This window comes from Angustibacter sp. McL0619 (genome assembly GCF_049994355.1).
Classification (GTDB): domain Bacteria; phylum Actinomycetota; class Actinomycetes; order Actinomycetales; family Angustibacteraceae; genus Angustibacter.
Genome location: NZ_CP188257.1, coordinates 2,204,980 through 2,231,831 on the forward strand (window position 1 = coordinate 2,204,980; position 26,852 = coordinate 2,231,831).

Genomic DNA, 26,852 nt, shown 5'->3' on the forward strand with positions numbered 1-26,852 from the left:
GAGATGATCGCACCGTTCGGGGTCCGGCTCCGCAACGCGATGCGCAAGCGCGGGCCGCTCTGCGTGGGCATCGACCCGCACGCGGAGCTGCTGGCCGCCTGGGGACTGACCGACGACGTGGCCGGGCTCGAGCGGTTCGCGATGACCTGCGTCGAGGCGTTGGCCGGCGAGGTCGCGGTGCTCAAGCCGCAGTCCGCGTTCTTCGAGCGGCACGGTTCCGGCGGCATCGCGGTGCTCGAGCGCGTCGTGCAGGAGGCGCGCCAGGCCGGTGCGGTGGTGATCACCGACGCCAAGCGCGGCGACATCGGCTCGACCATGACGGCGTACGCGCAGGCCTACCTGGACCAGTCCAGCCCGCTGGCGACCGACGCGCTCACCGTCAGCCCCTACCTGGGCTACGAGTCGCTGCGCCCGGCCCTGGAAGTCGCTGCGGCACAACGGGCCGGGGTCTTCGTGCTGGCCCTGACGTCCAATCCGGACGGCGCGCAGGTGCAGCACGCGCGGTCCGCCGACGGGGCCTCGGTGGCGGCCGCGATCGTGGCGGGGGTGGCCCGAGACAACCAGGACAGCAACGACCTCGGCGACGTGGGGCTGGTGGTCGGCGCGACCATCGGCGACGCCGTCGCCGAGCTGGGCATCGACCTGGCGGCCAGCCACGCGCCGCTGCTCGCCCCGGGCATCGGCGCCCAGGGTGCGGGGGCCGCCGAGCTCGAGCGGGTCTTCGGTGCCGCGCGGGGCAACGTGCTGCCGTCGTCCTCACGCGAGGTGCTCGGTGCGGGACCGTCGGTGACCGCCTTGCGGGACGCCGCGGCACGCACCGTCGACAGCTGCCGAGCGGTGTTGCACGCCTGACTTGTCTGGCTGCCAGGTATCACCAGGCCCCGCAGGCGACTCCAATCGCCGGGTCTCGTTGCCGCAGTGGCGCGGGACTCGCTAGGTTCTGACCCTGCCCGCAGCAAATCCTGGGGGCTCCGACCGACGCTCGAGGTGACGCATCGTGGCCCTGCCGCCCCTGACACCGGAGCAGCGTCAGGCTGCGCTCGAGAAGGCCGCAGCCGCGCGGCGGGAGCGGGCGGAGGTCAAGAGCCGGCTCAAGCACGCGCAGGGCTCACTGGCCGACGTGATCAGCGAGGGCCAGCGCAACGACGTCATCGGCAAGATGAAGGTGTCGGCGCTGCTCGAGGCCATGCCCGGCGTCGGCAAGGTCCGGGCCCGGCAGATCATGGACGAGCTCGCCATCTCCGACAGCCGGCGGGTGCGCGGGCTGGGCTCGAAGCAGGCCTCGGCGCTGGTGGCACGCTTCTCGACCGGGTCGTGAGCGAGGTCGCTCGTCGTCGGTTGACGGTGCTGGCCGGTCCGACGGCCGTGGGCAAGGGGACGGTGTCCGCCTTCGTGCGCGACCAGTACCCCCAGGTGTGGCTGTCGGTGTCGGCCACGACCCGCAGGCCACGGCCTGGCGAGGTGGACGGCGTGCACTACCACTTCGTGGACGACACCCGGTTCGACGAGATGGTCGCCGGCGGCGAGCTGCTGGAGTGGGCGGTGGTGCACGGGCAGAACCGGTACGGCACCCCTCGTGGCCCGGTGCAGGAAGCGCTGGACGAGGGCCGGGCAGCCCTGCTGGAGATCGACCTGCAAGGTGCCCGGCAGGTGCGCGAGAGCATGCCGTCCGCCCGGTTCGTCTTCCTCGCCCCGCCGAGCTGGGACGAGCTGGTCCGGCGACTGGTGGGCCGCGGGACGGAGTCCGAGCAGGAGCGCGAGCGTCGGCTGAGCACCGCACGCGAGGAGCTCGCGGCCGAGCCGGAGTTCGACGTGACCATCGTCAACGACGACGTGCAGCGGGCCAGCGCAGCGCTCGTGCAGCAGATGGGTCTGGTCATCTGACACAATGGACGGTGGATCCTCCTGTACGTCGACGAAACGAGACCATCCGTGTCCGGCACCACCGCAGTTCCTGAAGGCATCACGAACCCCCCGATCGACGACCTGCTGAAGATCGCCGACTCCAAGTACGCCCTGGTCATCTACGGCGCCAAGCGGGCCCGCCAGATCAACGCGTACTACTCCCAGCTGGGCGAGGGTCTGCTGGAGTACGTCGGCCCGCTGGTCGAGACGCACGTGCACGAGAAGCCGCTGAGCATCGCGCTGCGCGAGATCAACGACGGCCTGCTCACCTCCGAGCCCACCGAGGCGTGAGCTGAGCGAGGCCGGCACGTCCCCCCACGTCGTCCTCGGCGTCGGGGGCGGCATCGCCGCCTACAAGGTGGCTCAGCTGCTCCGGCTGCTGACCGAGAGCGGCCACCAGGTCCAGGTCGTCCCGACTCGTGCTGCGTTGCAGTTCGTGGGTGAGCCCACGTGGGCCGCTCTGTCGGGTCGTCCGGTGCACACCGACGTCTGGCAGGACGCGCACGAGGTGCCGCACGTACGGCTCGGTCGCGAGGCCGACCTCGTGGTGGTCGCCCCGGCGACCGCCGACCTGCTGGCCAGAGCCGCGCACGGCCTGGCCGACGACCTTCTGACCAACACCCTGCTCACCGCACGCTGCCCGGTGCTGATGGCGCCGGCCATGCACACCGAGATGTGGGAGCACCCGGCCACCCAGGCCAACGTGGCGACCCTGCGAGCGCGGGGCGTCGTCGTCCTCGACCCAGCCTCCGGCCGGCTGACCGGTGCCGACACCGGTCCGGGGCGGCTGCCGGAGCCTGAGGACATCTACGCCGCCAGCCGCGCGCTGCTGGAGCAGGACGCACCCGACGAGGCAGCGGCCGGCGACCTGGCAGGGCGCACGGTGCTGGTCACCGCCGGGGGCACCCGAGAGCCGCTGGACCCGGTCCGCTTCCTGGGCAACCGCTCCTCGGGCAAGCAGGGCTACGCCATCGCCGCCGTCGCGGCGTCGCGCGGCGCGCAGGTCGTGCTGGTCACGACGTCCTCGCTGCCGGACCCGGACGGCGTCCAGGTGTTGCGGGTCGAGACCGCCGAGCAGATGCGCCAGGTTGTGCTGGACCGCGCCCCGGCGGCCGACGTGGTGGTGATGGCGGCGGCGGTCGCAGACTTCCGCCCGGCCGACGTCGCCGACCACAAGATCAAGAAGACCGACGACGACACGCCGCCACCGATCGTGCTGGTGCGCAACCCGGACATCCTCGCCGAGGTCGCCGGCCACCGGGCCCGGCCCGGGCAGGTCGTGGTGGGTTTCGCCGCCGAGACCGGCGACTCCACCTCCGCCGTGCTGGACTACGCCAGGGCCAAGCTGGCCCGCAAGGGCTGCGACCTGCTGGTCGTCAACGAGGTTGGCGTGGACAAGACGTTCGGCGCGGACCACAACACGGTCGTCGTCCTGGACCGGGACGGCGGCGAGCACCCGATCGCCCGGGGCACCAAGGCCGACGTGGCGCAGGGTGTCTGGAATATGGTCTTGTCCCGTCTCGCTCCGCGAGCCGGATAGAATCGTCCGACGGGCCCGCCGGTCAGGTGCGGGCCGCCAGCCAGCAGCCGCTGCATTCTGAGGAGAGACCTTGCCATCCCTGCGCCTGTTCACGTCCGAGTCGGTCACCGAAGGTCACCCGGACAAGATCTGCGACCAGATCAGCGACTCGATCCTGGACGCGATGCTGACGGAGGACCCGCACAGCCGGGTCGCCGTGGAGACCATGGTCACCACCGGGCTGGTGCACGTCGCGGGTGAGGTGACGACCAGCGGGTACGTCGACATTCCGAAGATCGTCCGCGAGACGGTGCTGCGGATCGGCTACGACTCCTCGACCAAGGGGTTCGACGGCCAGTCCTGCGGCGTGGAGGTCTCGATCGGTGCGCAGTCCAAGGACATCGCCCAGGGCGTCGACGACGCGTACGAGCACCGCACGGAGGGTGGCGTCGACCCGCTGGACCTGCAGGGCGCCGGCGACCAGGGCCTGATGTTCGGCTATGCGTGCCAGGACACCCCTGAGCTGATGCCGCTGCCGATCTTCCTGGCGCACCGGCTGGCGGAGCGGCTGACCGCGGTCCGCAAGTCGGGCGACCTCGCCTACCTGCGCCCGGACGGCAAGACCCAGGTGACGATCGGCTACGACGGTGACCGCGCCGTCCGCCTGGACACCGTGGTGATCTCGACCCAGCACGCGGCGGACATCTCGCTGGACGGCATGCTCACGCCCGACATCGAGGCGGACGTCGTCAAGCCGGTCCTGACCCAGCTCGACGTCGACCTGGACACGTCCTCGACGCGGCTGCTGGTCAACCCCACCGGCCGGTTCGAGATCGGCGGCCCGATGGGTGACGCCGGCCTGACCGGTCGCAAGATCATCGTCGACACCTACGGCGGCATGGCCCGCCACGGCGGCGGTGCCTTCAGCGGCAAGGACCCGTCGAAGGTGGACCGCTCAGCCGCCTACGCCATGCGCTGGGTCGCCAAGAACGTCGTCGCGGCGGGCCTGGCGAACCGGTGCGAGGTGCAGATCGCCTATGCGATCGGCAAAGCGCACCCGGTCGGCCTCTACGTCGAGACCTTCGGCACCGAGACGGTCGACCCGGGCCGGATCACGGACGCGATCAAGAACGTCTTCGACCTGCGGCCGGCCGCGATCATCCGCGACCTGGACCTGCTGCGCCCGATCTACGCGCGCACGGCGGCTTACGGGCACTTCGGGCGCACCGACGCGGACGGCTTCACCTGGGAGCGCACCGACCGGGTCGACGCGCTCCGGTCCGCCGTCGGCGCCTGAGCCTGCCCCTGAGCCGGCTCGCCCGCGCTCAGTCGAGCTTCGGGATCACGAGCTCCTGCAGTGACCAGGTGTTCCCGTCCGGGTCGCTGAAGTAGACGAACCGTCCCCACGGCTGGTCGTCGACCGCACTGACCTCGATGCCGCGCGCGAGCAGCTCCTCGCGCGCGGCATCGGCGTCCGCGATCACCATCTGCAGACCCCGCAGGCTGCCCGGCTCCATCTCGGTCAGTCCCAGCCCGAGACAGATCGAGCACGCGGACCCCGGTGGGGTCAGCTGCACGAAGCGCAGCCCCGGGTGCACGGTCTGGTCGTGGTCGGCGTTGAAGCCCACCCGGACGTAGAACTCCTTCGCCCGGTCGACGTCCGTGACCGGCACCGGGACCAGCTCGAGCTTCATCTCCAGCGTGCTGCTCATCTGCTACTCCTTGCTCGTCTGCGTGTTCGGGGTTCTCAGGTCGGTTCCAACGCTACGAGTGATAGAGGTCAGGTTCTGTCCTCTATCGCGACTAATCTCGGAGCATGTCGACCAGCGCGCGGATGCTCCAGCTGCTGTCGCTGCTGCAGACGCACCGGTACTGGCCGGGCGGCGAGCTCGCCCAGCGGCTCGAGGTGAGTCCGCGGACGCTGCGCCGCGACGTCGAGCGGCTGCGCGATCTCGGGTACCCGGTGGACGCGGGTCGAGGCGTCGGCGGTGGCTACCAGCTGCGGGCCGGTGCGCAGCTGCCGCCGATGCTGCTCGACGCGGACGAAGCCGTGGCCGTGGCCGTCGCGCTGCGAACCGCCGCCGGTGGCTCCGTCACCGGTATCGAGGACGCGGCGCTCGGGGCGCTGGCCAAGATCGTGCAGGTCATGCCGCCCGCCCTGCGCCGCCGGGTCGACGCGTTGCAGGAGTTCACCGAACCGGTCGCCATGCCCGCGGCGCGCGGTGGGTCGGCGGTGCACGCGGGCGACCTGACCGTGCTCGCCCAGGCCTGCCGGGACGGTGAGCGGGTGCTGTTCGAGTACCGGGCCAGGCAGCGTCGTCCGGTCCAGCGCTCGGTCGACCCGCACCGCCTGGTCGCTCTGGGACGACGTTGGTACCTGGTGGCCTGGGACGTCGACCGGGCCGACTGGCGCACCTTCCGGGTGGACCGCCTGTCCGGCTGTCAGCCGAGCGGGGCGCGGTTTCGTCCGCGCGAGATCCCCGGCGGCGACGCGGCGACCTTCGTCCGGACGTCGATCGAGACCCGCCCGCGGCACGCCGTCCTGGTCGAGCTGGCCGCGCCGGCCCACCAGGTCCGGCAGGCGCTCGGCGGCTGGGGGACGCTCGAGGTGGTCGACGAGGTGACCTGCACCTTGCAGGTGCAGGCCGACTCGTTCGACTGGGTGGTGCTGATGCTCAGCGTGGCCGGCGCAGAGTTCACCGTGAGGCGCCCGCCCGAGCTGGTCGAGCACCTGGCCCAGACCGCGCACCGGCTGCTGCGCGGAGCCAACCGACCAACCACCGGACCAGCGACCACCCCGGCGCCATGACGGTGGCTTCCGGTAGGAATGGGACCGTGAGCGAGCACTCCGCAGGAGCGGACGACGAGCAGCTCGTGCTCGTCCCCGGCTCGCCCCGCACGGCGGCGCGGGCTGCGGCACGCAAGCGGCCGGCGAAGGCGCCACCCGGCCCGGCCGAGCACGACCCGGTTGCCGAGGTCGTGGTGGACGTCTCGCTGCCCCACCTCGACCGCCGGTTCGAGTACTCGGTGCCGGCCCCGCTGGCCGACACCGCGGTGCCCGGCGCGCGGGTCAAGGTGCGCTTCGCCGGCCAGGACCGGGACGGCTTCATCACCGCGCGCAAGGCCCACGCCGACCACGAGGGCCGGCTGACCTCCCTGCGCCGGGTCGTCTCCGCCGAGCCGGTGCTGTCGCCCCAGCTGGAGCGGCTGTGCCGGGCGGTTGCGGACCGCTGGGCCGGCACCTTCGGGGACGTGCTGCGGCTGGCGGTACCACCCCGGCACGCCCAGGTGGAGTCCCGGACGGCCGAGCTGGACGAACCGCAGCCGCCGCCGTCAGCCCGGCCGCCGGCCGGCGTGTGGGCGGCCTACCCAGGCGGAGTCGCATTTCTGGACCGGCTCAGCAGCGGCGCGGCACCCCGCGCGGCCTGGACGGCGGTCCCGTCCGCCCGGGTCGCCGACCACGACTGGCCGCAGGCGATCGCGGTCGCGGTGTGCACCGCGCTCGCCGCCGGGCGCGGCGCACTCGTGGTGCTGCCGGACGCCCGGGACGTGGCCCGGGTGGACACCGCGCTACGCGACCTGGCGCCCGACGGGGCGCACGTCGTGCTGACGGCCGACCTCGGGCCGAAGGAGCGCTACCGGGCCTGGCTACGCGCTCGGCGCGGACAGGCCAGAGCCGTGGTCGGCACCCGTGCCGCGATGTTCGCGCCCGTGCAGGACCTCGGCCTGGTGGTCTGCTGGGACGACGGCGACGACCTGCACGCCGAACCGCACGCGCCCTACCCGCACGTCCGCGAGGTGCTCGCGATCCGGGCCGGTCAGGACGACGCGGCCGCCCTGTTCGGCGGGTTCGTGCGCACCGCGGAGGTCGAACGGATGGTGCGAGGCGGGTGGGCCAAGGCCATCGAGGCGCCGGCCGCGCAGCTACGCCGAGGCGCGCCGCGGGTCGTGCTGGCGGCCGAGGGGCACGAGCCGGAGCGTGACGCGGGGGCGGCCTCGGCCAGGCTGCCCTCGGTGGCCTGGCGCGCGGCCTCCACGGCACTGGCCTCGGCTCCGGTGCTGGTCCAGGTGCCTCGGCGTGGCTACGTGCCGGCACTGGCCTGCCAGAACTGCCGCACGACCGCCCACTGCCGCACCTGCCACGGGCCGATGTCGCTGGTCGACGGGAAGGCCGCGCCGGTCTGCCGGTGGTGCGGCCTGACCGACCCTGGCTGGTTCTGCCCGGAGTGCGACGACCGAAGGCTGAGGTCGGTGGTGGTCGGTGCGCGCCGTACCGCGGAGGAGCTCGGCCGTGCCTTCCCGGGCGTGCCGGTGGTGACCAGTGGCGGCGGCAACGTGGTCGGCTGGGTGCCGGACCGTCCGGCCCTGGTGATCGCGACGCCGGGCGCCGAGCCGGTCGCGCAGGCGGGCTACGGGGCGGCGCTGTTGCTGGATCCCTGGGCTCTGCTCGGGCGCAGCGACCTGCGAGCAGGGGAGGAGGCCCTGCGCCGCTGGATGAACGCGGCCGCGCTGGTCCGCGGCAGCCAGGAGGGTGGCGTGGTGGTGGTCGGCGGTCCGGGCGGACTGCCGGCGGTGGAGGCGCTGGCCCGGTGGGCACCCGGATGGCACGCGGCGCGAGAGCTCGAGTCCCGGCTCGCCCTGGGCTTCCCGCCGGCCCGCACCGTAGCCACGCTGACCGGGACGTCGACCGCGGTGCACGAGCTCGTCGCCAGCGCAGACCTCCCAGCCGGCGTCGAGGTGCTGGGCCCGGTCACGGTGCACGAGTCGAGCAGCGGGCCTGGACGCCGGGGCTACGGTCCGGCGCGGTCGGACGGGGACGAGCCCACCGTCCGACTGCTGCTGCGCGCCAGACCCTCGCAGCGCGACCAGCTCAGCGCCGCGCTACGGGCCGCTGCGGCCGTGCGCAGTGCACGCAAGCGGCCCGGTTCGGTCCGCGTCCAGGTCGACCCGCTCGATCTGGTCTGACGTTCAGGTCGGCGGCTGCGGCGGGGCCGGGCAGACCATCCGCCGACGCCCGGCGTCCAGCGTCCAGGTGTGCTCGGACATCGGGTGCTCGCAGACCGGGCAGCTGAACTCGGGGTCCGGCGCGGCGGTCGGGAGCTCGCTGCTCGACCCGAGCTGGGCCGGCCCCAAGAACCGGAACAGGAACGCGTAGACCCTCGCCCCGACCCACGGCTTGCCCTCGCTCACCAGCACTCCCACTCTTCGTCCGCTGGGTCGAGTGTGCCAGGGCCCCGCCACTACACTGACCGGGCCGAGACCTGGCGCGGTGTCGGTCCACCCGCCGCAGAGACGAGGGAATCCCAGAGTGTCGATCCAGGACATCCGCCTGTTCGGCGATCCGGTGCTGCGCACCCCGGCGGTCGAGGTCACCGACTTCGACAAGGAGCTGCGCCAGCTGGTCAAGGATCTCACCGACACGATGTGCGACGCGCCCGGAGTCGGCCTGGCGGCACCGCAGATCGGGGTCGGGCTGCGGGTGTTCACCTACTGGGTTGACGACGAGCTGGGTCACCTGGTCAACCCGAGCCTTGACCTGTCCGCGGAGCTGCAGGACGGCGACGAGGGCTGCCTTTCGCTGCCGGGCCTGGCCTTCGACACCCCGCGGGCGATGCGCGTGGTCGCCAAGGGGCAGAACATGTTCGGCGAGCCCGTGGTGCTGGAGGGCTCGGAGCTGCTGGCCCGCTGCATCCAGCACGAGACAGATCACCTGGACGGCATTCTGTTCATCGACCGGCTGGACCGCGACCAGCGCAAGCTCGCCATGAAGGCCATCCGGGACGCGGACTGGGCCGGGCTGGCCTCACCCGTGCTGAAGGTCAGTCCGCACGCCACCTTCGGCAAGGCGCTGTAGCCGCGTGCGCGTCGTCTTCGCCGGTACCCCTGACGCGGCCGTGCCCGCGCTGCGTGCGGTGCTCGCGTCGTCCCACGAGGTGCTCGCCGTGCTCACCCGCCCGGACGCCCCGGCCGGCCGCGGACGCCGGCTCGTCGCCTCACCCGTCGGCGAGCTGGCGGCCGAGCACGGCATCGAGGTGCTCAAGCCGCGCCGTCCGTCCGAACCGGACTTCGTGCACCGGCTGACCGCGCTGGCGCCGGACTGCTGCCCCGTAGTCGCCTACGGCGCGCTGCTTCCGCAGCAGGTGCTGGACGTCCCGACGCACGGCTGGGTGAACCTGCACTTCTCGCTGCTGCCGGCCTGGCGCGGCGCCGCGCCGGTCCAGCGCGCCGTGATGGCCGGCGACCAGGTCACCGGCGCGACCACCTTCCGGCTGGACGCCGGGATGGACACCGGCCCCGTGTACGGCCTGATGACCGAGACCGTGCGCCCGACCGACACCAGCGGCGACCTACTGGCCCGGCTGGCCGAGGCCGGTGCCGGGCTGCTGGTCGCGACGCTGGACGGGATCGCCGACGGTTCGCTCGACGCGGTGCCACAGTCCGCCGCGGGGGTGAGCCTGGCGCCGAAGGTGGAGGTGGCGCACGCCCAGGTGGACTGGTCCGCCCCGGCGGTACGGATCGACCGGCTGGTGCGCGGCTGCACGCCGGCCCCCGGTGCCTGGACGACGGTCGACGGGGAGCGGCTCAAGCTCGGCGCCGTGCTGCCGGTCGAGCGCGCCGACGGTGCCGCCCCGCTGGCACCGGGCGGGCTGGAGGTCGGCCGCCGCGAGGTGCTGGTCGGCACCGGCACCGGGCCGGTCCGGCTGAGCACCGTGCAGCCGCAGGGCAAGCGGCCGATGCCGGCCGCCGACTGGGCCAGGGGAGCGCGCAAGCAGTCCGGCGACGAGGTCGGCCGGTGAACGGGCCGCCACCCGGCAGGCGCTCGGCCCAGCGACCGTCCGAGCGGGCCCGGCGCGCGGACCCGGCTCGGCAGGCGGCCTTCGACACGCTTCGCGCAGTGGCCAGCCAGGACGCCTACGCCAACCTGGTGCTGCCCGCGCTGCTGCGCGACCGGCGGATCACCGGCAGGGACGCGGCCTTCGCGACCGAGCTGGCCTACGGGACGCTGCGCATGCGCGGCCTCTACGACGCCGTGCTGGCCAGCTGCGTGAACCGCAACCTGGCCGAGCTCGACGAAGGCCTGCACGACGCCCTGCGCCTCGGCGTGCACCAGCTCGTCGGCATGCGCGTGCCGCCGCACGCCGCGGTGAGCGAGACGGTGGCGCTGGTCCGGCACCGGGTCGGCCATGGCCCGGGCGGTCTGACCAACGCCGTGCTGCGCAAGGTCGCCGAACGGGACGTCGAGGAATGGGTCGCGGCCGTGGCGCCCTCGGCCGACACCGATCCGCTCGGACACCTCGCAGTCGCGCGCAGTCACCCGCTCTGGGTGGTCCGTGCACTGCGCGAGGCCCTCGCCGGTCGCGGGGTGCCGGCCGAGCAGCTGGACGACGAGCTCACCGCACTGCTCGCGGCCGACAACGCCGCCCCGCAGGTCACTCTCGTCGCCCGACCCGGGCTGGTGGACCCGGCCGAGCTGGTGGCGGCGGGTGGGCAGCCCGGGCGCTGGTCGCCGTACGCGGTGGGCTGGCCGGCCGGCGACCCGGGGCAGCTCGCCGCGGTGCGCGACGGTCGGGCGGCCATCCAGGACGAGGGCAGCCAGCTCGTCGCGACCGCGCTGGCGGACGCGGAGCTGAACGGCCCCGACGAGCGGTGGCTCGACCTGTGCGCCGGTCCCGGCGGCAAGGCCGGACTCCTCGGTGCGCTGGCGGCCCCGCGTGCCGCGCGGCTGACCGCCGTCGAGCAGGCGCCGCACCGGGCGGACCTGGTGCGGTCCGCGGTCGCCGCGCTCGGCGACACCGTGCAGGTGCGCACCGCGGACGGCCGGCTGGTCGGCGAGCAGGAGCCAGCCTCGTACGACCGGGTGCTGGTGGACGCCCCGTGCAGCGGGCTGGGCGCGCTGCGCCGACGTCCCGAGGCGAGGTGGCGGCGCACGCCCGCCGACCTGGCCACGCTCGCCCCGCTGCAACGAGCCCTGCTCAGCAGTGCCCTGGACGCCGTCCGGCCAGGCGGCGTGGTCGCCTATGTCACCTGCTCGCCCCACGTGGCCGAGACGCGGCTGGTGGTGGACGACGTGCTGCGCCGCCGTCCGGACGCCGCCCGGCTGGACGCCTCGGCGCTGGTGCCGGTGCCCGACGCTTCCGACGATTCAGGGACCGTCCAGCTATGGCCGCACCGGCACGGCACCGATGCCATGTTCCTGGCGCTGATCCGTCGTCACTGACGGCCGCAGCACGGTGCTGGCCAGGACCCCGAAGACCAGGTAGCCCACGCCCTGCCAGGCGATGACCGCGACGATCCCGGTCGAGCCGCCGAGCAGGGCCGGCAGCGTCCCCCCGAGGGCCGCCCCCAGGAGCACCCCTGCGGACTGGATGGCCATCACCGTGCCCAGCACCCGGCCGCGGTGCGCGTCCTGAGTGGCGTGCTGCAGCAGGGTCGTCTCGCCGGCGACCACGGCCGCGCCGGGCACGCCGACCACGACCATCAGCACCACCGCCGGCGCCAGGTGCGCCCAGGCCAGCGGGTAGAGGAACAACGTCAGGTCGATCAGGCCGAAAGCGGCGGCGCCCCAAGCGAACAGGCGTGCCGGGCGCCAGTGGGCGCCGTACGCGGCCACCAGCAGGCCGCCGGCGATGCCACCGATGGCCTGGACGCCGACCACCAACCCGTAGCCCTGCGGGCCGCCGTGCAGCACGTCCAGCACGAACGGCGCGAACAGCGTGCCCATCACGCCCTCGCCGACCGCGGTGACGCCGGTGAAGGCGATCAGGATGCGCAGCGTGCGGTTGCCGGCGGCGATCCGCAGCCCGGCCCGCCACTCGTGCCACCAGGCCAGCTGCTCAGCTGCCGGCGGGTCGGACGCCGACTCGAGGGCGCTGCGGCCGGGCGTCCGGACGGCGGCGACCAGAGCCGCGGCGACGACGAAGGTCGCCGCGTCGAGCACGGTGACTGCGGTCAGCCCGCCCCACGCGGCGACCACCCCGCCGGCACCGGCACCGACCAGCCGAGCGACCGCTGCGGCCTGCGCATTCATCGCGTTCGCCGAGATCAGGCGCTCGTCGGGCACGAGCAGCGGAACCAGGGCCCGCTCGGCCGGGACGCTGAGCAGCTCGAGCAGGGACTGGCCGGCGGCGACCAGGTAGACCAGCCAGAGCGTGCCGCTGCCGCGCACCGCCAGCAGGGGAACCAGGGCCGCGGCGTGCGCGAGGAACGCGACGGTCAGGATGCGGCGTCGGTCCCAGCGGTCGACCAGGACGCCGGCCGGGGACGCGAGCAGTACCTGGGGAAGCACCGCCACGACCAGCGCGCCCGCAGTCGCCAGCGTCGACCCGGTCAGGTCGTAGATCAGGTACATCAGTCCGACCGTGAGCACGTAGTCGCCGAGCTGGGACACCAGGCCGGCGCTGAGCAGCAGCCGGTAGTCCCGCTGGTCCACGACGAGCCGCCAGATCGTCCGCACGGGAGCGCCTCCTTCGAGATATATCGCGTTGACGAAGTCAAGATATATCGCGAGTCGCCCCATCAGGCAAGAGACATGCCGCAGGCTCGCTAGGCTCGCCGCGTGGCCCTGCAGATCTCGCCCAGCATCCTGAACGCCGACTTCGCCAACCTCGAGTCCGAGCTCGCCCGTATCGCGGACGCGGACTGGGCGCACGTCGACGTGATGGACAACCACTTCGTGCCCAACCTGACGCTGGGCCTGCCGGTCGTCGAGGCGCTCACCAAGGTGAGTCCCATCCCGGTCGACGTCCATCTGATGATCGCCGACCCAGACCACTGGGCCCCCGGCTACGCCGAGGCCGGCGCCGCGTCCGTCACCTTCCACGCCGAGGCCGCCGGCGCCCCGATCCGGCTGGCCCGCGAGCTGCGCCGGCTCGGCGCACGCGCCGGGCTCGCGCTCAAGCCGGCCACCCCGATCGAGGCGTTCGTCGACCTGCTGCCCGAGATCGACATGCTGCTGGTGATGACGGTCGAGCCCGGGTTCGGCGGCCAGACGTTCCTGGACGTCTGCCTGCCGAAGATCCGGCGAGCCCGGCAGGCTATCCGGGACAGCGGCCTGGACGTCTGGCTGCAGGTCGACGGCGGCGTCACCACCGAGACGATCGAGCGCGCCGCGGACGCCGGCGCCGACGTGTTCGTCGCCGGTTCGGCCGTCTACGGCGCACCCGACGCGGCGGCGCAGATCGCCGAGCTGCGCCGCCGTGCCGCGGATCACAGCCACGGATCCTCCGCCGCGGTCGGTTAGGGCTAGACTCACGGCAGCACACGCGTGCTCCGGGGTCGGTGAAATTCCGAGCCGGCGGTGACAGTCCGCGACCCGTCCGCAGCCAGCGGTCGGTTGACCTGGTGGAACTCCAGGACCGACGGTGAGAGTCCGGATGGGAGGAGACACGCGGCGTCGCAGGTGCAGTTGGCCGGTGGCGCCGTCGCTGGGTCGGCCGACACGGCCGGCGCGGTGACGTGGCGACGAGGGTCCAGCCTTCGTCGTCGACCCCGGAGCCCGCCCGAGAGGCGAGGCGAGAGGGGTCGAGGGTGGTCGGTCCAGACGCGACGAGCCTTGCTGTCGTCGACTCTGCAGGCATCGAGTCCGCGATGGCGCGCGCCCTGCTGCTCGCGCGCAAGGGTCCGCCGAGCGACCCCAACCCGCGGGTGGGCTGCGTGGTCCTCGACTCCTGCGGCCGGGTGGTCGGCGAGGGCTGGCACGAGGGGGCCGGAACGGCGCACGCCGAGGTCGCGGCGCTCGCAGCCGCCGGCACCGCCGCGCACGGCGGCACGGCCGTGGTGACGCTGGAGCCCTGCGGGCACACCGGCCGGACCGGTCCGTGCACCGCCGCGCTGATCACCGCCGGGGTCGCTCGGGTGGTCTTCGCCCGGGCCGATGCCACCCCCGATGCCGGCGGCGGCGCGCAGCGACTGCGCCAGGCGGGCATCCAGGTCGACCAGATCGCGTCGCCCGAGCTGCGCTCGCACGCCACCGAGCTCGTCGCGCGCTGGCAGCTGGCCCATGACCTCGGCCGCCCGGTCGTCACCTGGAAGCTGGCCGCCACGCTGGACGGGCGGGGTGCGGCGGCGGACGGCAGCAGCCATTGGATCACCGGACCGTTGGCTCGGCACGACGTGCACGACCTGCGAGCCGACGCCGACACCATCCTGGTCGGCACCGGCACCGCCTGGACGGACGACCCGCGACTGACCGTGCGCGACCGGCGCGGGAACGACCGGCCGCGCCAGCCGAGACGCGCCGTGATGGGCCTGCGCGGGCTGCGTCCGGGCAGCAACCTGGACTGCCCGACCACGATCGTGCTGGCCACCCGTGACCCGCACGAGGCGTTGGCCACGCTGTGGGCACTGGGCAGCCGGCACGTCTGGCTGGAGGGCGGGGCGACGCTGGCGGCCGCGTTCTGGCAGCACGGCCTGGTCGACAACGTGGTGGCCTACATCGCGCCGGCCCTGCTCGGGCTGGGTGCGCCCTCGGTGGCGGACCTGGGCATCGGCTCGATCGCCGACATCGCCCGACTGCGCCTGGACGACGTGACCCGGCTCGGCGACGACATCCGGCTCACGCTCACCCCGACCGTCGAACCCCGTGGGAGGGACTGAATGTTCACCGGCATCGTCGAGGAGCTCGGTGAGGTCCTCGACCTCGAGCACGGCACCGAGTCGGCTCGGCTGACGGTCCGCGGCCCGCTGGTCACAGCCGGTGCCCGGCACGGCGAGTCCATCGCCGTCAACGGGGTGTGCCTGACGGTGGTGGGCCAGCCGGCCGACTCCGCGTTCACCGTCGACGTGATGCTCGAGACGTTGCAGCGCAGCGCCCTCGGCGCACTGGCCCCCGGCGCGCGGGTCAACCTGGAGCGCGCGATGCGGGCCGACGGCCGGTTCGGCGGGCACGTCGTCCAGGGGCACGTGGACGGCACCGGGACGGTCGTGCGGCGCGAGCCGGGCGAGCGCTGGGAGGTCGTGACCATCACCGTCCCGGCCGAGCTGAGCCCGTACCTGGTGCACAAGGGATCGGTGACCGTGGACGGAGTCTCGCTGACTGTGAGTGCGCTAGACGACGCGGCCGGCACGTTCTCGGTCTCGCTCATCCCGACGACCCTCGAGCTCACCACCCTGGGACGCCGCGCAGTCGGTGAGCCGGTCAACCTCGAGGTGGACGTCCTGGCCAAGTACGTGGAGCGGCTGCTCGCCGCCCGCGAGGAGTCGACGAAGGTGGAGCGTTCGTGAGCGTGATCAACTGGTTGTTCGAGTCGCAGCTGACCATCCACGGTCAGGCGATCCTGTGGCGCGAGATCATCGGGAACCTGTTCGGCCTGGCCTCCGCCATCCTCGGGATGCGCCGCAAGGTGTGGGCCTGGCCGGTCGGGATCATCGGGAACGCCCTGCTGTTCACGGTTTTCCTCGGCGTCGCCTTCACGAACCCGCAGGGCGCAACGCTCTACGGGCAGGCGTTCCGGCAGGTGTTCTTCATCCTCACCAGCATCTACGGCTGGTGGCGGTGGCAGCAGAACACGCACTCGGACGCCAGTGGTGCCGCCGTCGAGCCGCGCTGGGCGACCGGCCGGGAGCGGGCGATCTACATCCCTGCGGCCCTGGTCGCCGTCGTGGCCTGCTTCGTCATCTTCCGCGAGGTCGGGGCCGGGTTCCCCGCGCCCTGGTGGTACTACCTCGCCGACGCGTGGATCTTCGTCGGCTCCATGCTGGCGACGTACGCCATGGCCCGAGGATGGGTCGACTTCTGGCTCTGCTGGATCGCGGTGGACCTGGTCGGCGTCCCCGAGCTGCTGCACTTCAAGTTCTACCCGTCGGCAATCCTCTACGCGGTCTACGCCGGCTTCGTGATCTGGGGCTTCTTCGTCTGGCTCAAGCTGGCTCGCACCTCGCAGGCGGCCGCTGCCGCGCCCGCGGACCCCGCGGCCCAGGTGTCGTCATGACGAGGCCGGGGGCCGGGCGGGAGCTGGCCGGTATCGAGCAGGCTCTTGACGAGCTGCGGCTGGGTCGACCGGTGCTCGTGGTGGACGACGCGGAGCGAGAGAACGAGGGCGACGTCGTGCTCGCCGCCCAGCACGCCACGCCGGAGTGGCTGGCGTGGACGGTCCGGCACACCTCCGGCTACCTGTGCGCGCCGATGCCGGTGCAGTGGGCGGACCGGCTGGGGCTGCCGCTGATGGTGACCGACAACCAGGACACCCTGCGCACCGCCTACACCGTGTCCGTCGACGCGCGCGAGGGCGTCAGCACCGGGATCAGCGCCGCGGACCGGGCACGGACCCTGCAGGTACTGGCCGACCCGTCGTCCACGGCGCACGACCTGGTCCGGCCCGGGCACCTGCTGCCGCTGCGCGCGCGATCCGGCGGGGTGCTCGAGCGGGCCGGGCACACCGAGGCCGCCACCGACCTGTGCCGGCTGGCGGGGCTGTCGCCGGTGGCCGTGATCGGTGAGGTCGTCCAGGACGACGGGGAGATGATGCGCCTGCCCGGGCTGCTCGAGCTCGGCGCTGAGCACGGCCTGGTCACGGTCAGCATCGCCGACCTCGCCGCCTGGCGGCTGGCGCACGACGACGCCGCGCCGGACGAAGCGCCGGACGAAGCGCCGGACGAAGCGCCGGACGAAGCGCCGGACGAAGCGCCGGACGAAGCTCAGCCTGACGCCCGGGTGCGTCGCGAGGCCACCACGGTGCTGCCGACCCGGCACGGCCAGTTCACCGTGCACGGCTACCGCGACCTGGTCTCCGGCGCGGAGCACGTCGCCCTGGTCAGCGGCGACCCCACCTCGGCGAAGGCGGTCACCCGGCTGCACTCGGAGTGCCTGACCGGCGACGCCTTCGGGTCCCTGCGCTGCGACTGCGGCGGCCAGCTGGACGCCGCGATGGCCCAGGTCGGCGAGCACGGTGGCGTCGTGGTGTACCTGCGCGACCACGAGGGTCGCGGCATCGGGCTCCTGGCCAAGCTCGCCGCCTACGCCCTGCAGGACGGCGGCCGCGACACGGTGCAGGCGAACCTCGACCTCGGGCTGCCCGCGGACGCGCGCGACTACTGGGCGGGCGCTGCGATCCTGGCCGACCTCGGTATCGACACGGTGCGGCTGCTCACCAACAACCCCGACAAGGTGCACGCACTGGAGCGGGCCGGGGTGCGGGTGGCCGAGCGGCTGCCGCTGCGCGCTGGCTGGTCCCGGCACAACGCCGCTTACCTGGACACCAAGCGCCGCCGGTTCGGGCACGACCTGCCGCCGCGCCGGGAGTCCGCATGAGCGGGCACGGCGCGCCCACTCTCGAGGTGGACGTCGCCGATCTCAAGGTCGCCGTGGTCGCGGCCAGCTGGCACGAGCAGGTGATGGACGGACTGCTGGACGGCGCACGACGTGCTCTGGCGGCCGCCGGGGTGCAGCAGCCGCTGGTGCTGCGCGTTCCCGGCACCTTCGAGCTGCCGGTCGCGGCGGCGCGGCTGGCCGGCGCAGGATTCGACGCGGTGGTTGCCCTGGGCGTCGTCGTCCGGGGCGGCACGCCGCACTTCGACTACGTCTGCCAGGCGGCGACGGCCGGTCTGACCGACGTGGCCGCGCGCACTGGTGTCCCGGTCGGCTTCGGGGTGCTCACCTGCGACGACGACGAGCAGGCGCTGGACCGGGCGGGGCTGCCCGGCTCGAGCGAGGACAAGGGGTTCGAGGCGGCGACCGCGGCGGTGGCCACGGCGATCACGTTGCGAGACGCCATCGGTGCCACCGGCACGCGCACCGTAGGCTGACCGACCGTGAAGAGCTTCGACGCCCTGTTCGACGAGCTGAGCGACAAGGCACGGACCCGACCGCAGGGTTCGCGCACCGTCGCCGAGCTCGACGCCGGCCTGCACTCCATCGGCAAGAAGGTCGTCGAGGAGGCCGCCGAGGTCTGGATGGCCGCCGAGCACGAGTCGCCCGAGCGCGCCGCGGAGGAGATCAGCCAGCTGCTGTACCACCTCCAGGTGCTGATGCTGGACCGCGGTCTGACCCTGCAGGACGTGTACGCGCATCTGTGAGCGGCGGCCCCGCGCCTTCCGCCCACCGCTCAGATCCGCCCACACCCTGCCCGCAAGGAGCACGTGATGCTGCGCATCGCCGTACCGAACAAGGGTTCGCTGTCCGAGTCCGCCACCGACATGCTGCGCGAGAGCGGCTACCGGCAGCGATCGAGCTCGCACGACCTGGTCCTGTCCGACCCGGACAACGACGTCGAGTTCTTCTACCTGCGCCCCCGCGACATCGCGGTGTACGTCGGGTCCGGCACGCTCGACGTCGGACTGACCGGTCGTGACCTGCTGCTCGACTCCGGCGCGCAGGCGCAGGAGATCCTCCAGCTCGGCTTCGGCCGGTCGACGTTCCGGTTCGCCGGGCCGCCGGGGGTGGCCGGCTCGGTCACCGACCTGGGCGGGCTGCGCATCGCGACCTCCTACGCCGGTCTGCTGGAGCACCACCTGAGCGCGAACGGCGTCCAGGCGGACATCGTCCGGCTGGACGGCGCCGTCGAGTCCTCGGTGGGGCTCGGCGTGGCGGACGTCGTGGCGGACGTCGTGCAGACCGGCAGCACGCTGCGGGCAGCGGGCCTGGCGCTGTTCGGCGATCCAGTCCTGGAGTCCGAGGCGGTGCTGATCCGCCGGGTCGACGCTCCGGCCGACCCCGCGGTCGGCGTGCTGACCCGACGGCTGCAGGGTGTGCTCACGGCCCGTCGCTACGTGATGATGGACTATGACGTTCGCGTCGAGCTGGTCGAGCAGGCCTGCGCGCTGACGCCCGGGCTGGAGTCGCCGACGGTCAGCCCGCTGCACGACAAGGGATGGGTGGCGGTGCGCTCCATGGTCCCCAGAGCGACCACGAACCAGGTGATGGACGACCTGTACGACCTCGGTGCCCGCGCCATCCTGGTCACCGACATCCACGCCTGTCGCCTGTGACGCGATGACGGCTACCCCGGACCCGTACGCGACCTTCCGGCCGCGTCGTGGCCGCACCGTCGCCTGGGCGTTCGCGGTGGCCGCCCTGCTGGTCTTCGCCGGACTCGCGCTCATCATGCCGAGCACCGGCTACCGGGGCTGGACGGCCGCGGACTCGCTGATGGTGCTCGGGTTCGGTGTCGTCGTCGCAGCGGCCATGTGGCGGTTCGCCAGGATCCGCGCGGTGCCGGACCAGGACGGCGTAGTCGTCCGGAACGTCCTGCTGACCCGCCGGCTGAGCTGGGCGGAGATCTCGCGCGTGCGCTTCTCCGGCGGCGACGCCTGGGCCTGGCTGGACCTCGAGGAGGGCGACGAGGTCGCCGTGATGGCGATCCAGCGCTCGGACGGCGAGTACGCGCGCCACGAGGCGGCCCGGCTCGTGGCGCTGCTGCAGGTCAGCAGCCAGGGCGGTCAGCGGGGCGGTCGGCGGGGCGGTCGGCGGGAATGACCGGCCAGGCCGTGGGCATCGTGCTGGCCGCCGGGGCCGGACGGCGCTTCGGCAGCGCCAAGGCACTCGCCCTGCTGGACGGCCGGCGCCTGGTCGACCGGGCGGTGCAGACCCTGCGCGAGGGCGGCTGCGCCGACGTCCTGGCGGTGGCCGGCGCGGTGCCGCTGCGCGACGTGGACGCGCGGGTGGTCACCAACGTGAACTGGCCGACGGGCATGGCCTCGTCGCTGCGGGTGGGGCTGACGGCGGCTCAGGCCGGACCGTGGACCACAGCCGTGCTGCTGCTGGTCGACCAGCCATGGATCGGTGCTGACGCGGTGCGCCGACTGCTCGAGGCGATGCCGGACGGGGGGACCTGCGCCCAGGCGACCTACGGCGGGCTGCCCGGGCATCCGGTGGCGTTCGCCCGGTCGACCTGGGCGGACGTGGCAGGTGCCGCGCGCGGCGACCAGGGTGCCAGGGTCTGGCTGCGCACCCACCCGCAGGACGTCGATCTGGTGGACTGCGACGGCACGGGTCACCCACGCGACGTGGACCGTCCGGAGGACCTGCTCGGAACGTGAGCCGATTTCCAGTCGTCCACCGAAGGAGCGCGAGCGTGCGGACCGGAGCCGAGCCGGCGATCGAGGTGCAGGTCGAGGCCGAGATCGACCGGCAGCTGGATGTGTTGGTGGACAAGGGGTATCCGGCCTTGGCCGAGATGGGGGAGGGTGCGTTGCGGGCGCTGGCCGAGCCGGTCCGGGCCGCCGTCCTCGGGGCGTTCGCCCAGGCCGGGCGGTCCAGCCTGGACCTCTCCCGGGTCGATCGGGGCCACGTGCCGCTCCTGGTGGTCACCCGGCGCGACGTCGTCCGGGCCGAGCAGGCGATGCCGCTCACCGCGTTGCCGGGCAGCACCCGGACGGGCGTGGTGGACCGCAACCACGCGGAGGGTGACCTCGCGGGATACCTACCGATCGACGCACTCACCGTCCCCACGGCCGCGATGTATGCCGTGCTGGACGTCGAGCGCGGGGAGGAGTTCTGCGACGTGCGGCCGCGCGACGCCCTGCGCGTCGTGCTCGGACGCGGTCGTACGCCGTTGACCATCGAGGAAGGCGTCGCGCTGGTCACCCAGTTCCCGCAGGTGCTGGCGAAGAACAAGTGCTTCATGTTGTCCGGGTCCCGCCGCCATGACAAGCGGGTGCCGGCGATGTGGATCGGCCAGGGCGCGCCGAAGCTGGGATGGTGCTGGGACGGCAACCCGCACAGCTGGTTGGGTACGGCGTCCGCCGGCGGCCGAGCAGGGTGAGCCGCCACACACGGTGAACTGAACGGGCTCTGCCATCGTGGTGCAGTCAGGGACAGTGGACCAGGAGAGGGCATGGCACAGACGGACGCTGAGCTGATGCGCGCGCTGCACGACGAGCACGCGGGCGCGCTGTGGGGGTTCGTCGTGCGTCTGACCGGCGATCGGATGCAGGCCCAGGACATCGTCCAGGAGACGCTGCTGCGTGCCTGGAAGCATCCGGAGGTGCTCGATCCCGAGCGCGGTTCGCCCCGCGGCTGGCTGTTCACGGTGGCCCGCCGGCTGGTGGTCGACGACTGGCGGACCAAGCGTTCGCGGGTCGAGACGCTCCCGGGATCGCTGCCTGAGCACGGTCAGGACGACACGGACCAGATGCTGCAGTCCTGGATCGTGGCCGACGCCCTGCGCCAGCTCAGCGACGACCACCGGGCGGTGCTCGTCGAGTGCTACTACCGGGGACGGTCCGTCGCCGACGCGGCACGGGTACTCGGGATCCCGGAGGGCACGGTCAAGTCCCGTGCGCACTACGCACTGCTGCGACTTCGGGTCGCACTTCAAGAGATGGGGGTGAGCCGGTGAACGACACCTACGAGACCTGGGCGGGACCGTACGTGCTGGGTGCGCTTTCACCGGCCGAACGAGACGAGTTCGCCCGTCACCTGACCGAGTGCTCCGCGTGCCGGACGGCGGTCGAGGAGCTGGCCGGGCTGCCGGGTCTGCTGTCCCGCGTCCCCGCCTCGGTGCTGGACGAGCTGGCCGACGGCGTCGAGCCCGTGCCGGTGCCCCCGCTGCCGGACACCCTGCTGCCCAGCCTGCTTCGGTCGGCACGTCGGCGCCGACGCGGCCTCGCGGTGGCGCTCGCCGCCGGTGCGGCGGCCGCGGTCGCGCTGGTCCTGGGCCTGACCGTGCTCGGCGGCGACGACGGCAGCGCAGGCAGGCCACCGACCCGACCGACCGTGGTCGCGGGAGCGCCCATGCGGGTGATCGGCCAGGCGCCGATCTCGGCCAACGTCGCCGTGACCTCTGTCGGCTGGGGGACCAAGCTCGACCTCACCTGCCAGTACGTGGGCTACGAGCGTGGCGAAGCTCCGTACGCCCTGGTCGTGGTCGACCGGGCCGGTGGGACCGAGCAGGTCGGGACGTGGAATGCCGTGCCCGGAAAGCAGATCCGGATGAGCGCGGGAACCGCGCTGCGCCGGGCGGACATCCGGTCGGTCCAGGTCCGCACGCTGACCGGGCGCACCGTGCTGGACCTCGACCTGACGTAGGTCGAGGCTTCACCCGTCGATGCGCGAGGTCAGTAGCCGCCTGACTGAGGCCAGCCCTTCGCGTTGATGTACCAGACGGCTGAGGTCAGCACGACGAGAACGAGCAGCGCGAAGAGCAGGCCACCGGCAACCGGCAGGAACCAACCTGGTGCGCGCTTCGACTTGACCGCGACCACCTTCACCAGCGCTGCACCAAAGACGGCGCAGCCGAGGACTCCGTGCACAACCGTCCGGGTCGGCACGCTTTCCCCGTCCGCCAGGGTGCCGCTCTCCAGGCCCAGGGCCCACAGACAGTGGTAGGCGACGAACGTCGACAGCCCGAGAGCGAGTATCCCGGAAGTCCGATGCGCCGTGCCCAGCCAGGACGGAGCCTTGATCCCGAGCTTGCCGTACATCCAGAGCGCGCCGAGGAGCTGGAGCACGACGAGCACCCCGATGACCGTCGTGATCACGACCTTCATCTGGATCACCGAGTGGAAGCCGAGGGTGGTCGTGCCGTTGAGCGTCGGGTCGTGCACCTTGCCGAACACCCCGAGCAGAAGCGCGAGGACCGCGCCGGCCCCGAACGCGGTCAGGGGGACGGCCATGCTCTTCTGGGACGTGGTGTCTTCCATGGGTTCAGAGTCCTACGGGCCCTGGGGTTGTCGCTAGCCCGGCGCGGGGAAGCCCGCCGGGCTGTGATGGCCCTTCGTGTCGAGGGCGCGTACCCCGAACTGCACGTTGTCCTTGGAGATGTCGAGCGTCACCTCGGTGGCGTTGCCAACCGGGACCGTGCGCTCCCACTCGTGCTGAGTGCTCTCCCGCCACACCACCTGGTAGCCGGAAAGGTCGCCAGCCGTGTCAGCGGTCCAGGTCAGCGTCGAGTCGTTCGTGAGTGCGGTGGTGTCGATCCGCACGCCCGCAGGTGTGCCGGGGGAGTTGGCCAAGGACCAGAAGGTCGCCAGGTTGACCCGTGCGACTCCCGCGATGTAGTTGACGTCGCAAAACTCGATCAGGTCGCCGAACTGCACACCGTCCTCGACCCGGACGTCCTGGTGCTCGTGCGCGAAGTTCTCGGCCTCCTCGGTCAGCCGCACGGCGGGATAACCCTGCTGCAGGAACGAGACGTGATCGCTCGAACGCAGGTACCGGTCGCGCCGGTAGATCGTCCGGACGTCCATCCCCGTGGCGTCGTTGTCGGCAACCTCGCGGATGAACCTCGCCAGCTGCCTCGACGGCCCGTCGTTCTCGCCTCCGATGGCCTGGCGGATCGCCGCCTGCTGCGTCGTCTCCGACGTCGGGACACCCTCCGCGAAGAGGCGTACCAGATGCTTGTACCGGGTGCCGTCGTCCGCGGTGCTGCTGCCGACGATGTCGTTGCTGATCATGCCCTGGACGTCGACGCCGGCGGCCTTCAGCTGCGCCGCCATGAACGCTGAGCCGAAGAGCCCTTGCTCCTCGCCCGCGACCGCGGCCATCACGATCGTCGCCTCCGGCTGGCGGGCGGCGGACAGGATGCGGGCCAGCTCCAGGACCACAGCCACCCCGGATCCGTCGTCGTCGGCCCCAGGCGCGTCGCTGGTGGCGTTCAGGACGTCGGTGACACGTGAGTCGTAGTGCCCGGTCACGACATACGTGCGGTCCGGCTCACTGGCTCCTCGAAGCGTGGCGATCACATTGGTGATCTGCGTCGGCGTCGGGACTCGCGGGCCGGGCGGCTGGATGAACGACTGCTTCTCGACGATGAGCCGTCCGCCCGAGGCCGCCGCGTATCCCTGCAGGGTCGCGAAGAGCCAGTCCCGAGCGGCTCCGATGCCGCGGTTCGGGTCGTCCTGCGAAGAGAGCGTGTGCCGGGTCCCGAACGAGACGAGCTTCTCGATAGTCGCCCTGATTCGTGCTGGGTCCACCTGCCTGAGCAGCGCGCGGAGCTCCGCGTCCGGCCGCTGCGCCGTCGGCGGGGGAGGCAGGTCCGGCGGCCGGACCTCTGCCTGGGCGGGCGCGGCCAGCGCTGTGCCGATCAACGGAGCTGCCGCCCCGGCAGATGCAGCCGCGATCGCGGTGGAAAGGAAGACGCGCCGACTGGGACCGGCGGTTGTCGCGGGATCCATCCCAGCGTTTTACGCCTCTTTGCCGTCATTGTCCATATTGGCCGTCAGGGCGTGCGGGTGCGGCCGGGGCGTAGCAGGGCGGCGGCCACGCCCTGCGGGATCAGCAGCACCAGCAGCAGCGCGAAGGGCAGCGTGAAGCTGCCGCTGGTGTCCCGCAGCGTGCCGATCACCGTCGGCCCAGCCGAGGCGACCGTGTACGAGACCAGGAACACCATCGCGGACAGCCGTGCGCTGGCCGGCGGGCTGAGCGAGTAGTCCGCGAACAGCACCAGACCCAAGGCGAAGCCGGCACCCAGACCGAGACCGAGCATGCCCACCCACACCCACGCGGCGGCGTCCGGGGCGAACAGCATGCCGGCCATGCCGATGGCAACCGCCAGCACCGAGGCGAGCAGCATCGGACGTCGGTCGGCCAGGTGGTGGGCCACCACCGGTGCGGCGACGCCGGAGACCACCTGGGTCGCGCTGAACACCGACAGCAGCAGGCCGGCGTCCGTGGCGGACCAGCCGTGCGACTCGTAGAAGGGCGCGATCCAGGCCAGCTGGCTGTAGAACTGCCAGGACTGCAACGTCATGAAGGCCACCACCAGCCAGGCGGTCGCGTAGCGCCAGGGTAGGGGCAGCCGGATCTCGGCGGGTTCGCGCTGGTCGCGTCGGTGCTGGTTGGCCCGGCGTCCGACCGGCCAGCACACGGCGGCTGCGAGGGCGGCGAACGGCGCCCAGAACGCGAGCGACTTCGGCCAGGAGCCGAACGCGTCGGCCAGCGGCACGCTGACCGCGGACGCGATGGCGGCGCCACCCATCATGGCCAGCATGTAGCCGCCGGTGACCAGGGCGATGTGCTCGGGGAAGTACTCCTTGATGATGCCGGGTGTGATGGTGCCGCCGACCGCGATGCCGAAGCCGGCCAGCAGGGTGCCCAGGTAGAGCAGCGGGACGTGCTCGCCACCCAGGCGCAGCGCGGTGCCGACCACCAGCACGGTCAGCGCAGCAGCAGCCGCGCTCTCGCGTCCCCAACGGTGCGCCATCCGCTGCGCGACCGGCGCGAACACACCCATGCAGAGCACCGGGAGGGTCGTCAGCGCGCCGGTCCACGTCCGGTTCAGACCCAGGTCCGAACCGATCTGCTCGACCAGCGGCGGCACGCTGGTGATGGCTAGCCGCAGGTTCAGCGCGATCAGCAGCACCGTCGCCAGCATCAGAACCGAGCCGTGCAAGGCGGCGCGCTGCCCGGTCGCCGCGGGGGCTCCGGTCACGGGACGGCTCACCGTTCGAGCCTAGGCGTGGACGGTGGCTCGCCCTCGGCGGGTGGGACCGCGGAGCGGGCCGCATCGTTGTCCACCCCGGTGAGCTCGAGCAGGTCGACCACCATCGACCGCAGCAGCGCGAGCACCACGTCACCGGACAGCGACACCCCGGTGGGGATCTGCGCCGAGTCCTGGGCCACCTGCTCGAGCTGGCGCCGCGAGATCTGCGGCTCCCGGCGGGCCTGCAGCTCGGTGGCGATCTGGTCGATGGTGTCGGCCAGGGCGTCGAGCAGGGCGAGAGTGCGCTCGTCCAGGGTCTCGCCGCGGCGGACGACGACGGTGATGCGGCGGAGCAGCACCCGGCCGTTGCGCACCGCACGGTCGAGCAGGACGGAGAGCCCGGCCACGGCGAGCAGGTCGCTGCGGTGCCCGCGCCGCCAGGGCGAGGAGCGGGCGATCGACAGGCCGTCGATCGCGGCAGCCTCCACGTCGGCGAGCTGCTGCTCGCTGTCCCGGGCCCGGTCGAGGGTGGCATAGGCGAGCTGCTCGTCGCCCTTGGAGACCGCGCGGTGCGCGTCCCGGCACCAGCCGGCCAGCTCGCGCAGTACGGCCGCAGCCTCCTGGCGTGGGCGTCGCAGCGGCGACCCGGGTACGACGGCGGCTGCGACGAGCGCGACGAGGCCGCCGCACACGGCGTCCAGCCAGCGCCCGAGGCCCGCGGTCGGGCCGGGTGCGAGCGTGGCGATGATCGCGGACTGGACGCCGGCCTGGGTGACCAGCAGGGGACCGGCGTCCAGCAGCAGCGCCAGCGACATGGCGACGGCGACCACGAAGGTCACCTGCACCGCGCCCGTGCCGAACACCTCGACGAACGCGTCGCCGATCAGCACCCCGAGCGCGACACCGACGGTGACCTCGGCCACCCGGCGCAGCCGCTGGCGGTAGCTCAGACCCAGGCTGACGATCGCGGCGACCGGGGCGAAGAACGGCTGCGGGTGGTCGAGCACCACCTTGGCCAGCTCCCAGGCGACCCCGGCCGCGACCGCGCACTGCGCGATGTGCCAGCCGTACCGGCGCAGCAACCCGACCCGGTCGGACCAGCTGTCGAACCGTTCCATGGCAGCAGCCTG

Annotated in this window: 31 protein-coding genes and 1 riboswitch; of the genes, 24 read left to right on the forward strand and 7 right to left on the reverse strand. The window is 72.8% G+C overall.

The window, feature by feature from the left end; all coding sequences use genetic code 11:
- Nucleotides 1-3: 3 nt before the first annotated feature.
- From pyrF to metK, 6 genes are all read left to right on the forward strand, one after another.
- Nucleotides 4-852, forward strand: a complete 849-nt coding sequence (gene pyrF, locus ACPPVT_RS10195; RefSeq protein ID WP_426566874.1) for an orotidine-5'-phosphate decarboxylase — start codon at nucleotides 4-6, stop codon at nucleotides 850-852.
- Nucleotides 853-997: 145 nt separating this feature from the next.
- A complete protein-coding gene (gene mihF / locus ACPPVT_RS10200; protein ID WP_426566875.1) occupies nucleotides 998-1,318 on the forward strand; it encodes an integration host factor, actinobacterial type in 321 nt (106 codons plus the stop codon).
- Nucleotides 1,315-1,884 (forward strand): guanylate kinase, encoded by a 570-nt coding sequence (gmk, locus tag ACPPVT_RS10205; RefSeq protein ID WP_426566876.1) that lies wholly within the window; start codon nucleotides 1,315-1,317, stop codon nucleotides 1,882-1,884. Before mihF ends, gmk begins: the two co-directional genes overlap by 4 nt.
- Nucleotides 1,885-1,932: 48 nt before the next feature.
- Entirely contained in the window at nucleotides 1,933-2,196 is a 264-nt protein-coding gene (gene rpoZ / locus ACPPVT_RS10210) for a DNA-directed RNA polymerase subunit omega (protein ID WP_426566877.1), read from the forward strand.
- Between the two features lies 1 nt (nucleotide 2,197).
- A complete protein-coding gene (gene coaBC, locus ACPPVT_RS10215; RefSeq protein ID WP_426567116.1) occupies nucleotides 2,198-3,445 on the forward strand; it encodes a bifunctional phosphopantothenoylcysteine decarboxylase/phosphopantothenate--cysteine ligase CoaBC in 1,248 nt (415 codons plus the stop codon).
- 70 nt (nucleotides 3,446-3,515) lie between these two features.
- The gene (gene metK / locus ACPPVT_RS10220; protein WP_426566878.1) at nucleotides 3,516-4,721 is read left to right on the forward strand and encodes a methionine adenosyltransferase; all 1,206 of its coding nucleotides are present in this window, start codon (nucleotides 3,516-3,518) and stop codon (nucleotides 4,719-4,721) included.
- A gap of 28 nt (nucleotides 4,722-4,749) precedes the next feature.
- Here the strand turns inward: metK and ACPPVT_RS10225 are convergent, their stop codons facing one another.
- Entirely contained in the window at nucleotides 4,750-5,124 is a 375-nt protein-coding gene (locus tag ACPPVT_RS10225; RefSeq protein ID WP_426567117.1) for a VOC family protein, read from the reverse strand.
- Between the two features lie 116 nt (nucleotides 5,125-5,240).
- Between ACPPVT_RS10225 and ACPPVT_RS10230 the strand changes: the two genes are divergently transcribed.
- Nucleotides 5,241-6,233, forward strand: coding sequence for a helix-turn-helix transcriptional regulator (locus tag ACPPVT_RS10230; protein ID WP_426566879.1), 993 nt, complete (start codon nucleotides 5,241-5,243; stop codon nucleotides 6,231-6,233).
- Nucleotides 6,230-8,389, forward strand: a complete 2,160-nt coding sequence (locus ACPPVT_RS10235) for a primosomal protein N' (RefSeq protein ID WP_426566880.1) — start codon at nucleotides 6,230-6,232, stop codon at nucleotides 8,387-8,389. Before ACPPVT_RS10230 ends, ACPPVT_RS10235 begins: the two co-directional genes overlap by 4 nt.
- 3 nt (nucleotides 8,390-8,392) lie before the next feature.
- Here ACPPVT_RS10235 and ACPPVT_RS10240 read toward each other — a convergent pair whose 3' ends face one another.
- Nucleotides 8,393-8,614 carry a hypothetical protein gene (locus ACPPVT_RS10240; protein ID WP_426566881.1) on the reverse strand — a complete coding sequence of 74 codons (222 nt, stop codon included), beginning with the start codon at nucleotides 8,612-8,614 and terminating at the stop codon, nucleotides 8,393-8,395.
- A gap of 118 nt (nucleotides 8,615-8,732) precedes the next feature.
- Between ACPPVT_RS10240 and def the strand changes: the two genes are divergently transcribed.
- The 3 genes from def to ACPPVT_RS10255 are packed head-to-tail and all read left to right on the forward strand — an operon-like array spanning nucleotide 8,733 to nucleotide 11,642.
- The gene (gene def, locus ACPPVT_RS10245) at nucleotides 8,733-9,278 is read left to right on the forward strand and encodes a peptide deformylase (protein ID WP_426566882.1); all 546 of its coding nucleotides are present in this window, start codon (nucleotides 8,733-8,735) and stop codon (nucleotides 9,276-9,278) included.
- A 4-nt stretch (nucleotides 9,279-9,282) separates the two neighbouring features.
- Nucleotides 9,283-10,221: a methionyl-tRNA formyltransferase gene (fmt, locus tag ACPPVT_RS10250; RefSeq protein WP_426566883.1), complete on the forward strand. Its 939-nt coding sequence runs from the start codon at nucleotides 9,283-9,285 to the stop codon at nucleotides 10,219-10,221.
- Nucleotides 10,218-11,642 carry an RsmB/NOP family class I SAM-dependent RNA methyltransferase gene (locus tag ACPPVT_RS10255; protein ID WP_426566884.1) on the forward strand — a complete coding sequence of 475 codons (1,425 nt, stop codon included), beginning with the start codon at nucleotides 10,218-10,220 and terminating at the stop codon, nucleotides 11,640-11,642. Before fmt ends, ACPPVT_RS10255 begins: the two co-directional genes overlap by 4 nt.
- Here the strand turns inward: ACPPVT_RS10255 and ACPPVT_RS10260 are convergent.
- Nucleotides 11,583-12,878, reverse strand: coding sequence for an MFS transporter (locus ACPPVT_RS10260; protein ID WP_426566885.1), 1,296 nt, complete (start codon nucleotides 12,876-12,878; stop codon nucleotides 11,583-11,585). The genes ACPPVT_RS10255 and ACPPVT_RS10260 overlap by 60 nt on opposite strands.
- 102 nt (nucleotides 12,879-12,980) lie before the next feature.
- Between ACPPVT_RS10260 and rpe the strand changes: the two genes are divergently transcribed.
- From rpe to ACPPVT_RS10325, 13 genes are all read left to right on the forward strand, one after another.
- A complete protein-coding gene (gene rpe, locus ACPPVT_RS10265; protein ID WP_426566886.1) occupies nucleotides 12,981-13,664 on the forward strand; it encodes a ribulose-phosphate 3-epimerase in 684 nt (227 codons plus the stop codon).
- Nucleotides 13,665-13,684: 20 nt separating this feature from the next.
- Nucleotides 13,685-13,813: riboswitch (FMN riboswitch) on the forward strand.
- Between the two features lie 138 nt (nucleotides 13,814-13,951).
- Nucleotides 13,952-15,019, forward strand: coding sequence for a bifunctional diaminohydroxyphosphoribosylaminopyrimidine deaminase/5-amino-6-(5-phosphoribosylamino)uracil reductase RibD (gene ribD, locus ACPPVT_RS10270; protein ID WP_426566887.1), 1,068 nt, complete (start codon nucleotides 13,952-13,954; stop codon nucleotides 15,017-15,019).
- Complete coding sequence (locus ACPPVT_RS10275; RefSeq protein WP_426566888.1) at nucleotides 15,020-15,646, forward strand: riboflavin synthase; 627 nt, start codon at nucleotides 15,020-15,022, stop codon at nucleotides 15,644-15,646.
- Nucleotides 15,643-16,353 carry a nicotinamide riboside transporter PnuC gene (gene pnuC, locus ACPPVT_RS10280; protein ID WP_426566889.1) on the forward strand — a complete coding sequence of 237 codons (711 nt, stop codon included), beginning with the start codon at nucleotides 15,643-15,645 and terminating at the stop codon, nucleotides 16,351-16,353. The genes ACPPVT_RS10275 and pnuC overlap by 4 nt, the downstream gene beginning before the upstream one ends.
- Nucleotides 16,350-17,672, forward strand: a complete 1,323-nt coding sequence (ribA, locus tag ACPPVT_RS10285) for a GTP cyclohydrolase II (RefSeq protein WP_426566890.1) — start codon at nucleotides 16,350-16,352, stop codon at nucleotides 17,670-17,672. Before pnuC ends, ribA begins: the two co-directional genes overlap by 4 nt.
- Complete coding sequence (gene ribH, locus ACPPVT_RS10290; RefSeq protein ID WP_426566891.1) at nucleotides 17,669-18,166, forward strand: 6,7-dimethyl-8-ribityllumazine synthase; 498 nt, start codon at nucleotides 17,669-17,671, stop codon at nucleotides 18,164-18,166. Before ribA ends, ribH begins: the two co-directional genes overlap by 4 nt.
- 6 nt (nucleotides 18,167-18,172) lie before the next feature.
- Nucleotides 18,173-18,436, forward strand: a complete 264-nt coding sequence (locus ACPPVT_RS10295; protein ID WP_426566892.1) for a phosphoribosyl-ATP diphosphatase — start codon at nucleotides 18,173-18,175, stop codon at nucleotides 18,434-18,436.
- A 66-nt stretch (nucleotides 18,437-18,502) separates the two neighbouring features.
- Nucleotides 18,503-19,348, forward strand: coding sequence for an ATP phosphoribosyltransferase (gene hisG / locus ACPPVT_RS10300; RefSeq protein ID WP_426566893.1), 846 nt, complete (start codon nucleotides 18,503-18,505; stop codon nucleotides 19,346-19,348).
- A 4-nt stretch (nucleotides 19,349-19,352) separates the two neighbouring features.
- Nucleotides 19,353-19,835 carry a PH domain-containing protein gene (locus ACPPVT_RS10305; RefSeq protein ID WP_426566894.1) on the forward strand — a complete coding sequence of 161 codons (483 nt, stop codon included), beginning with the start codon at nucleotides 19,353-19,355 and terminating at the stop codon, nucleotides 19,833-19,835.
- Complete coding sequence (locus ACPPVT_RS10310) at nucleotides 19,832-20,398, forward strand: nucleotidyltransferase family protein (RefSeq protein WP_426566895.1); 567 nt, start codon at nucleotides 19,832-19,834, stop codon at nucleotides 20,396-20,398. Before ACPPVT_RS10305 ends, ACPPVT_RS10310 begins: the two co-directional genes overlap by 4 nt.
- 35 nt (nucleotides 20,399-20,433) lie before the next feature.
- Nucleotides 20,434-21,123 carry a DUF5701 family protein gene (locus ACPPVT_RS10315; protein ID WP_426566896.1) on the forward strand — a complete coding sequence of 230 codons (690 nt, stop codon included), beginning with the start codon at nucleotides 20,434-20,436 and terminating at the stop codon, nucleotides 21,121-21,123.
- 72 nt (nucleotides 21,124-21,195) lie between these two features.
- Entirely contained in the window at nucleotides 21,196-21,699 is a 504-nt protein-coding gene (locus tag ACPPVT_RS10320; RefSeq protein ID WP_426566897.1) for a sigma-70 family RNA polymerase sigma factor, read from the forward strand.
- A complete protein-coding gene (locus ACPPVT_RS10325) occupies nucleotides 21,696-22,388 on the forward strand; it encodes an anti-sigma factor family protein (protein WP_426566898.1) in 693 nt (230 codons plus the stop codon). The genes ACPPVT_RS10320 and ACPPVT_RS10325 overlap by 4 nt, the downstream gene beginning before the upstream one ends.
- A gap of 29 nt (nucleotides 22,389-22,417) precedes the next feature.
- On the opposite strand, the gene ACPPVT_RS10330 is transcribed toward ACPPVT_RS10325, so the two are convergent.
- From ACPPVT_RS10330 to ACPPVT_RS10345, 4 genes are read right to left on the reverse strand one after another with little or no spacing between them, the layout of a single operon-like run.
- Complete coding sequence (locus ACPPVT_RS10330; RefSeq protein WP_426566899.1) at nucleotides 22,418-23,002, reverse strand: DUF6529 family protein; 585 nt, start codon at nucleotides 23,000-23,002, stop codon at nucleotides 22,418-22,420.
- 33 nt (nucleotides 23,003-23,035) lie between these two features.
- A complete protein-coding gene (locus ACPPVT_RS10335; RefSeq protein ID WP_426566900.1) occupies nucleotides 23,036-24,475 on the reverse strand; it encodes a M28 family metallopeptidase in 1,440 nt (479 codons plus the stop codon).
- Nucleotides 24,476-24,519: 44 nt separating this feature from the next.
- On the reverse strand, nucleotides 24,520-25,743 hold the full coding sequence (locus tag ACPPVT_RS10340; protein WP_426566901.1) for a CynX/NimT family MFS transporter: 1,224 nt from the start codon (nucleotides 25,741-25,743) through the stop codon (nucleotides 24,520-24,522).
- Nucleotides 25,740-26,840: an FUSC family protein gene (locus ACPPVT_RS10345; RefSeq protein ID WP_426566902.1), complete on the reverse strand. Its 1,101-nt coding sequence runs from the start codon at nucleotides 26,838-26,840 to the stop codon at nucleotides 25,740-25,742. The genes ACPPVT_RS10340 and ACPPVT_RS10345 overlap by 4 nt, the downstream gene beginning before the upstream one ends.
- Nucleotides 26,841-26,852 lie beyond the last annotated feature (12 nt).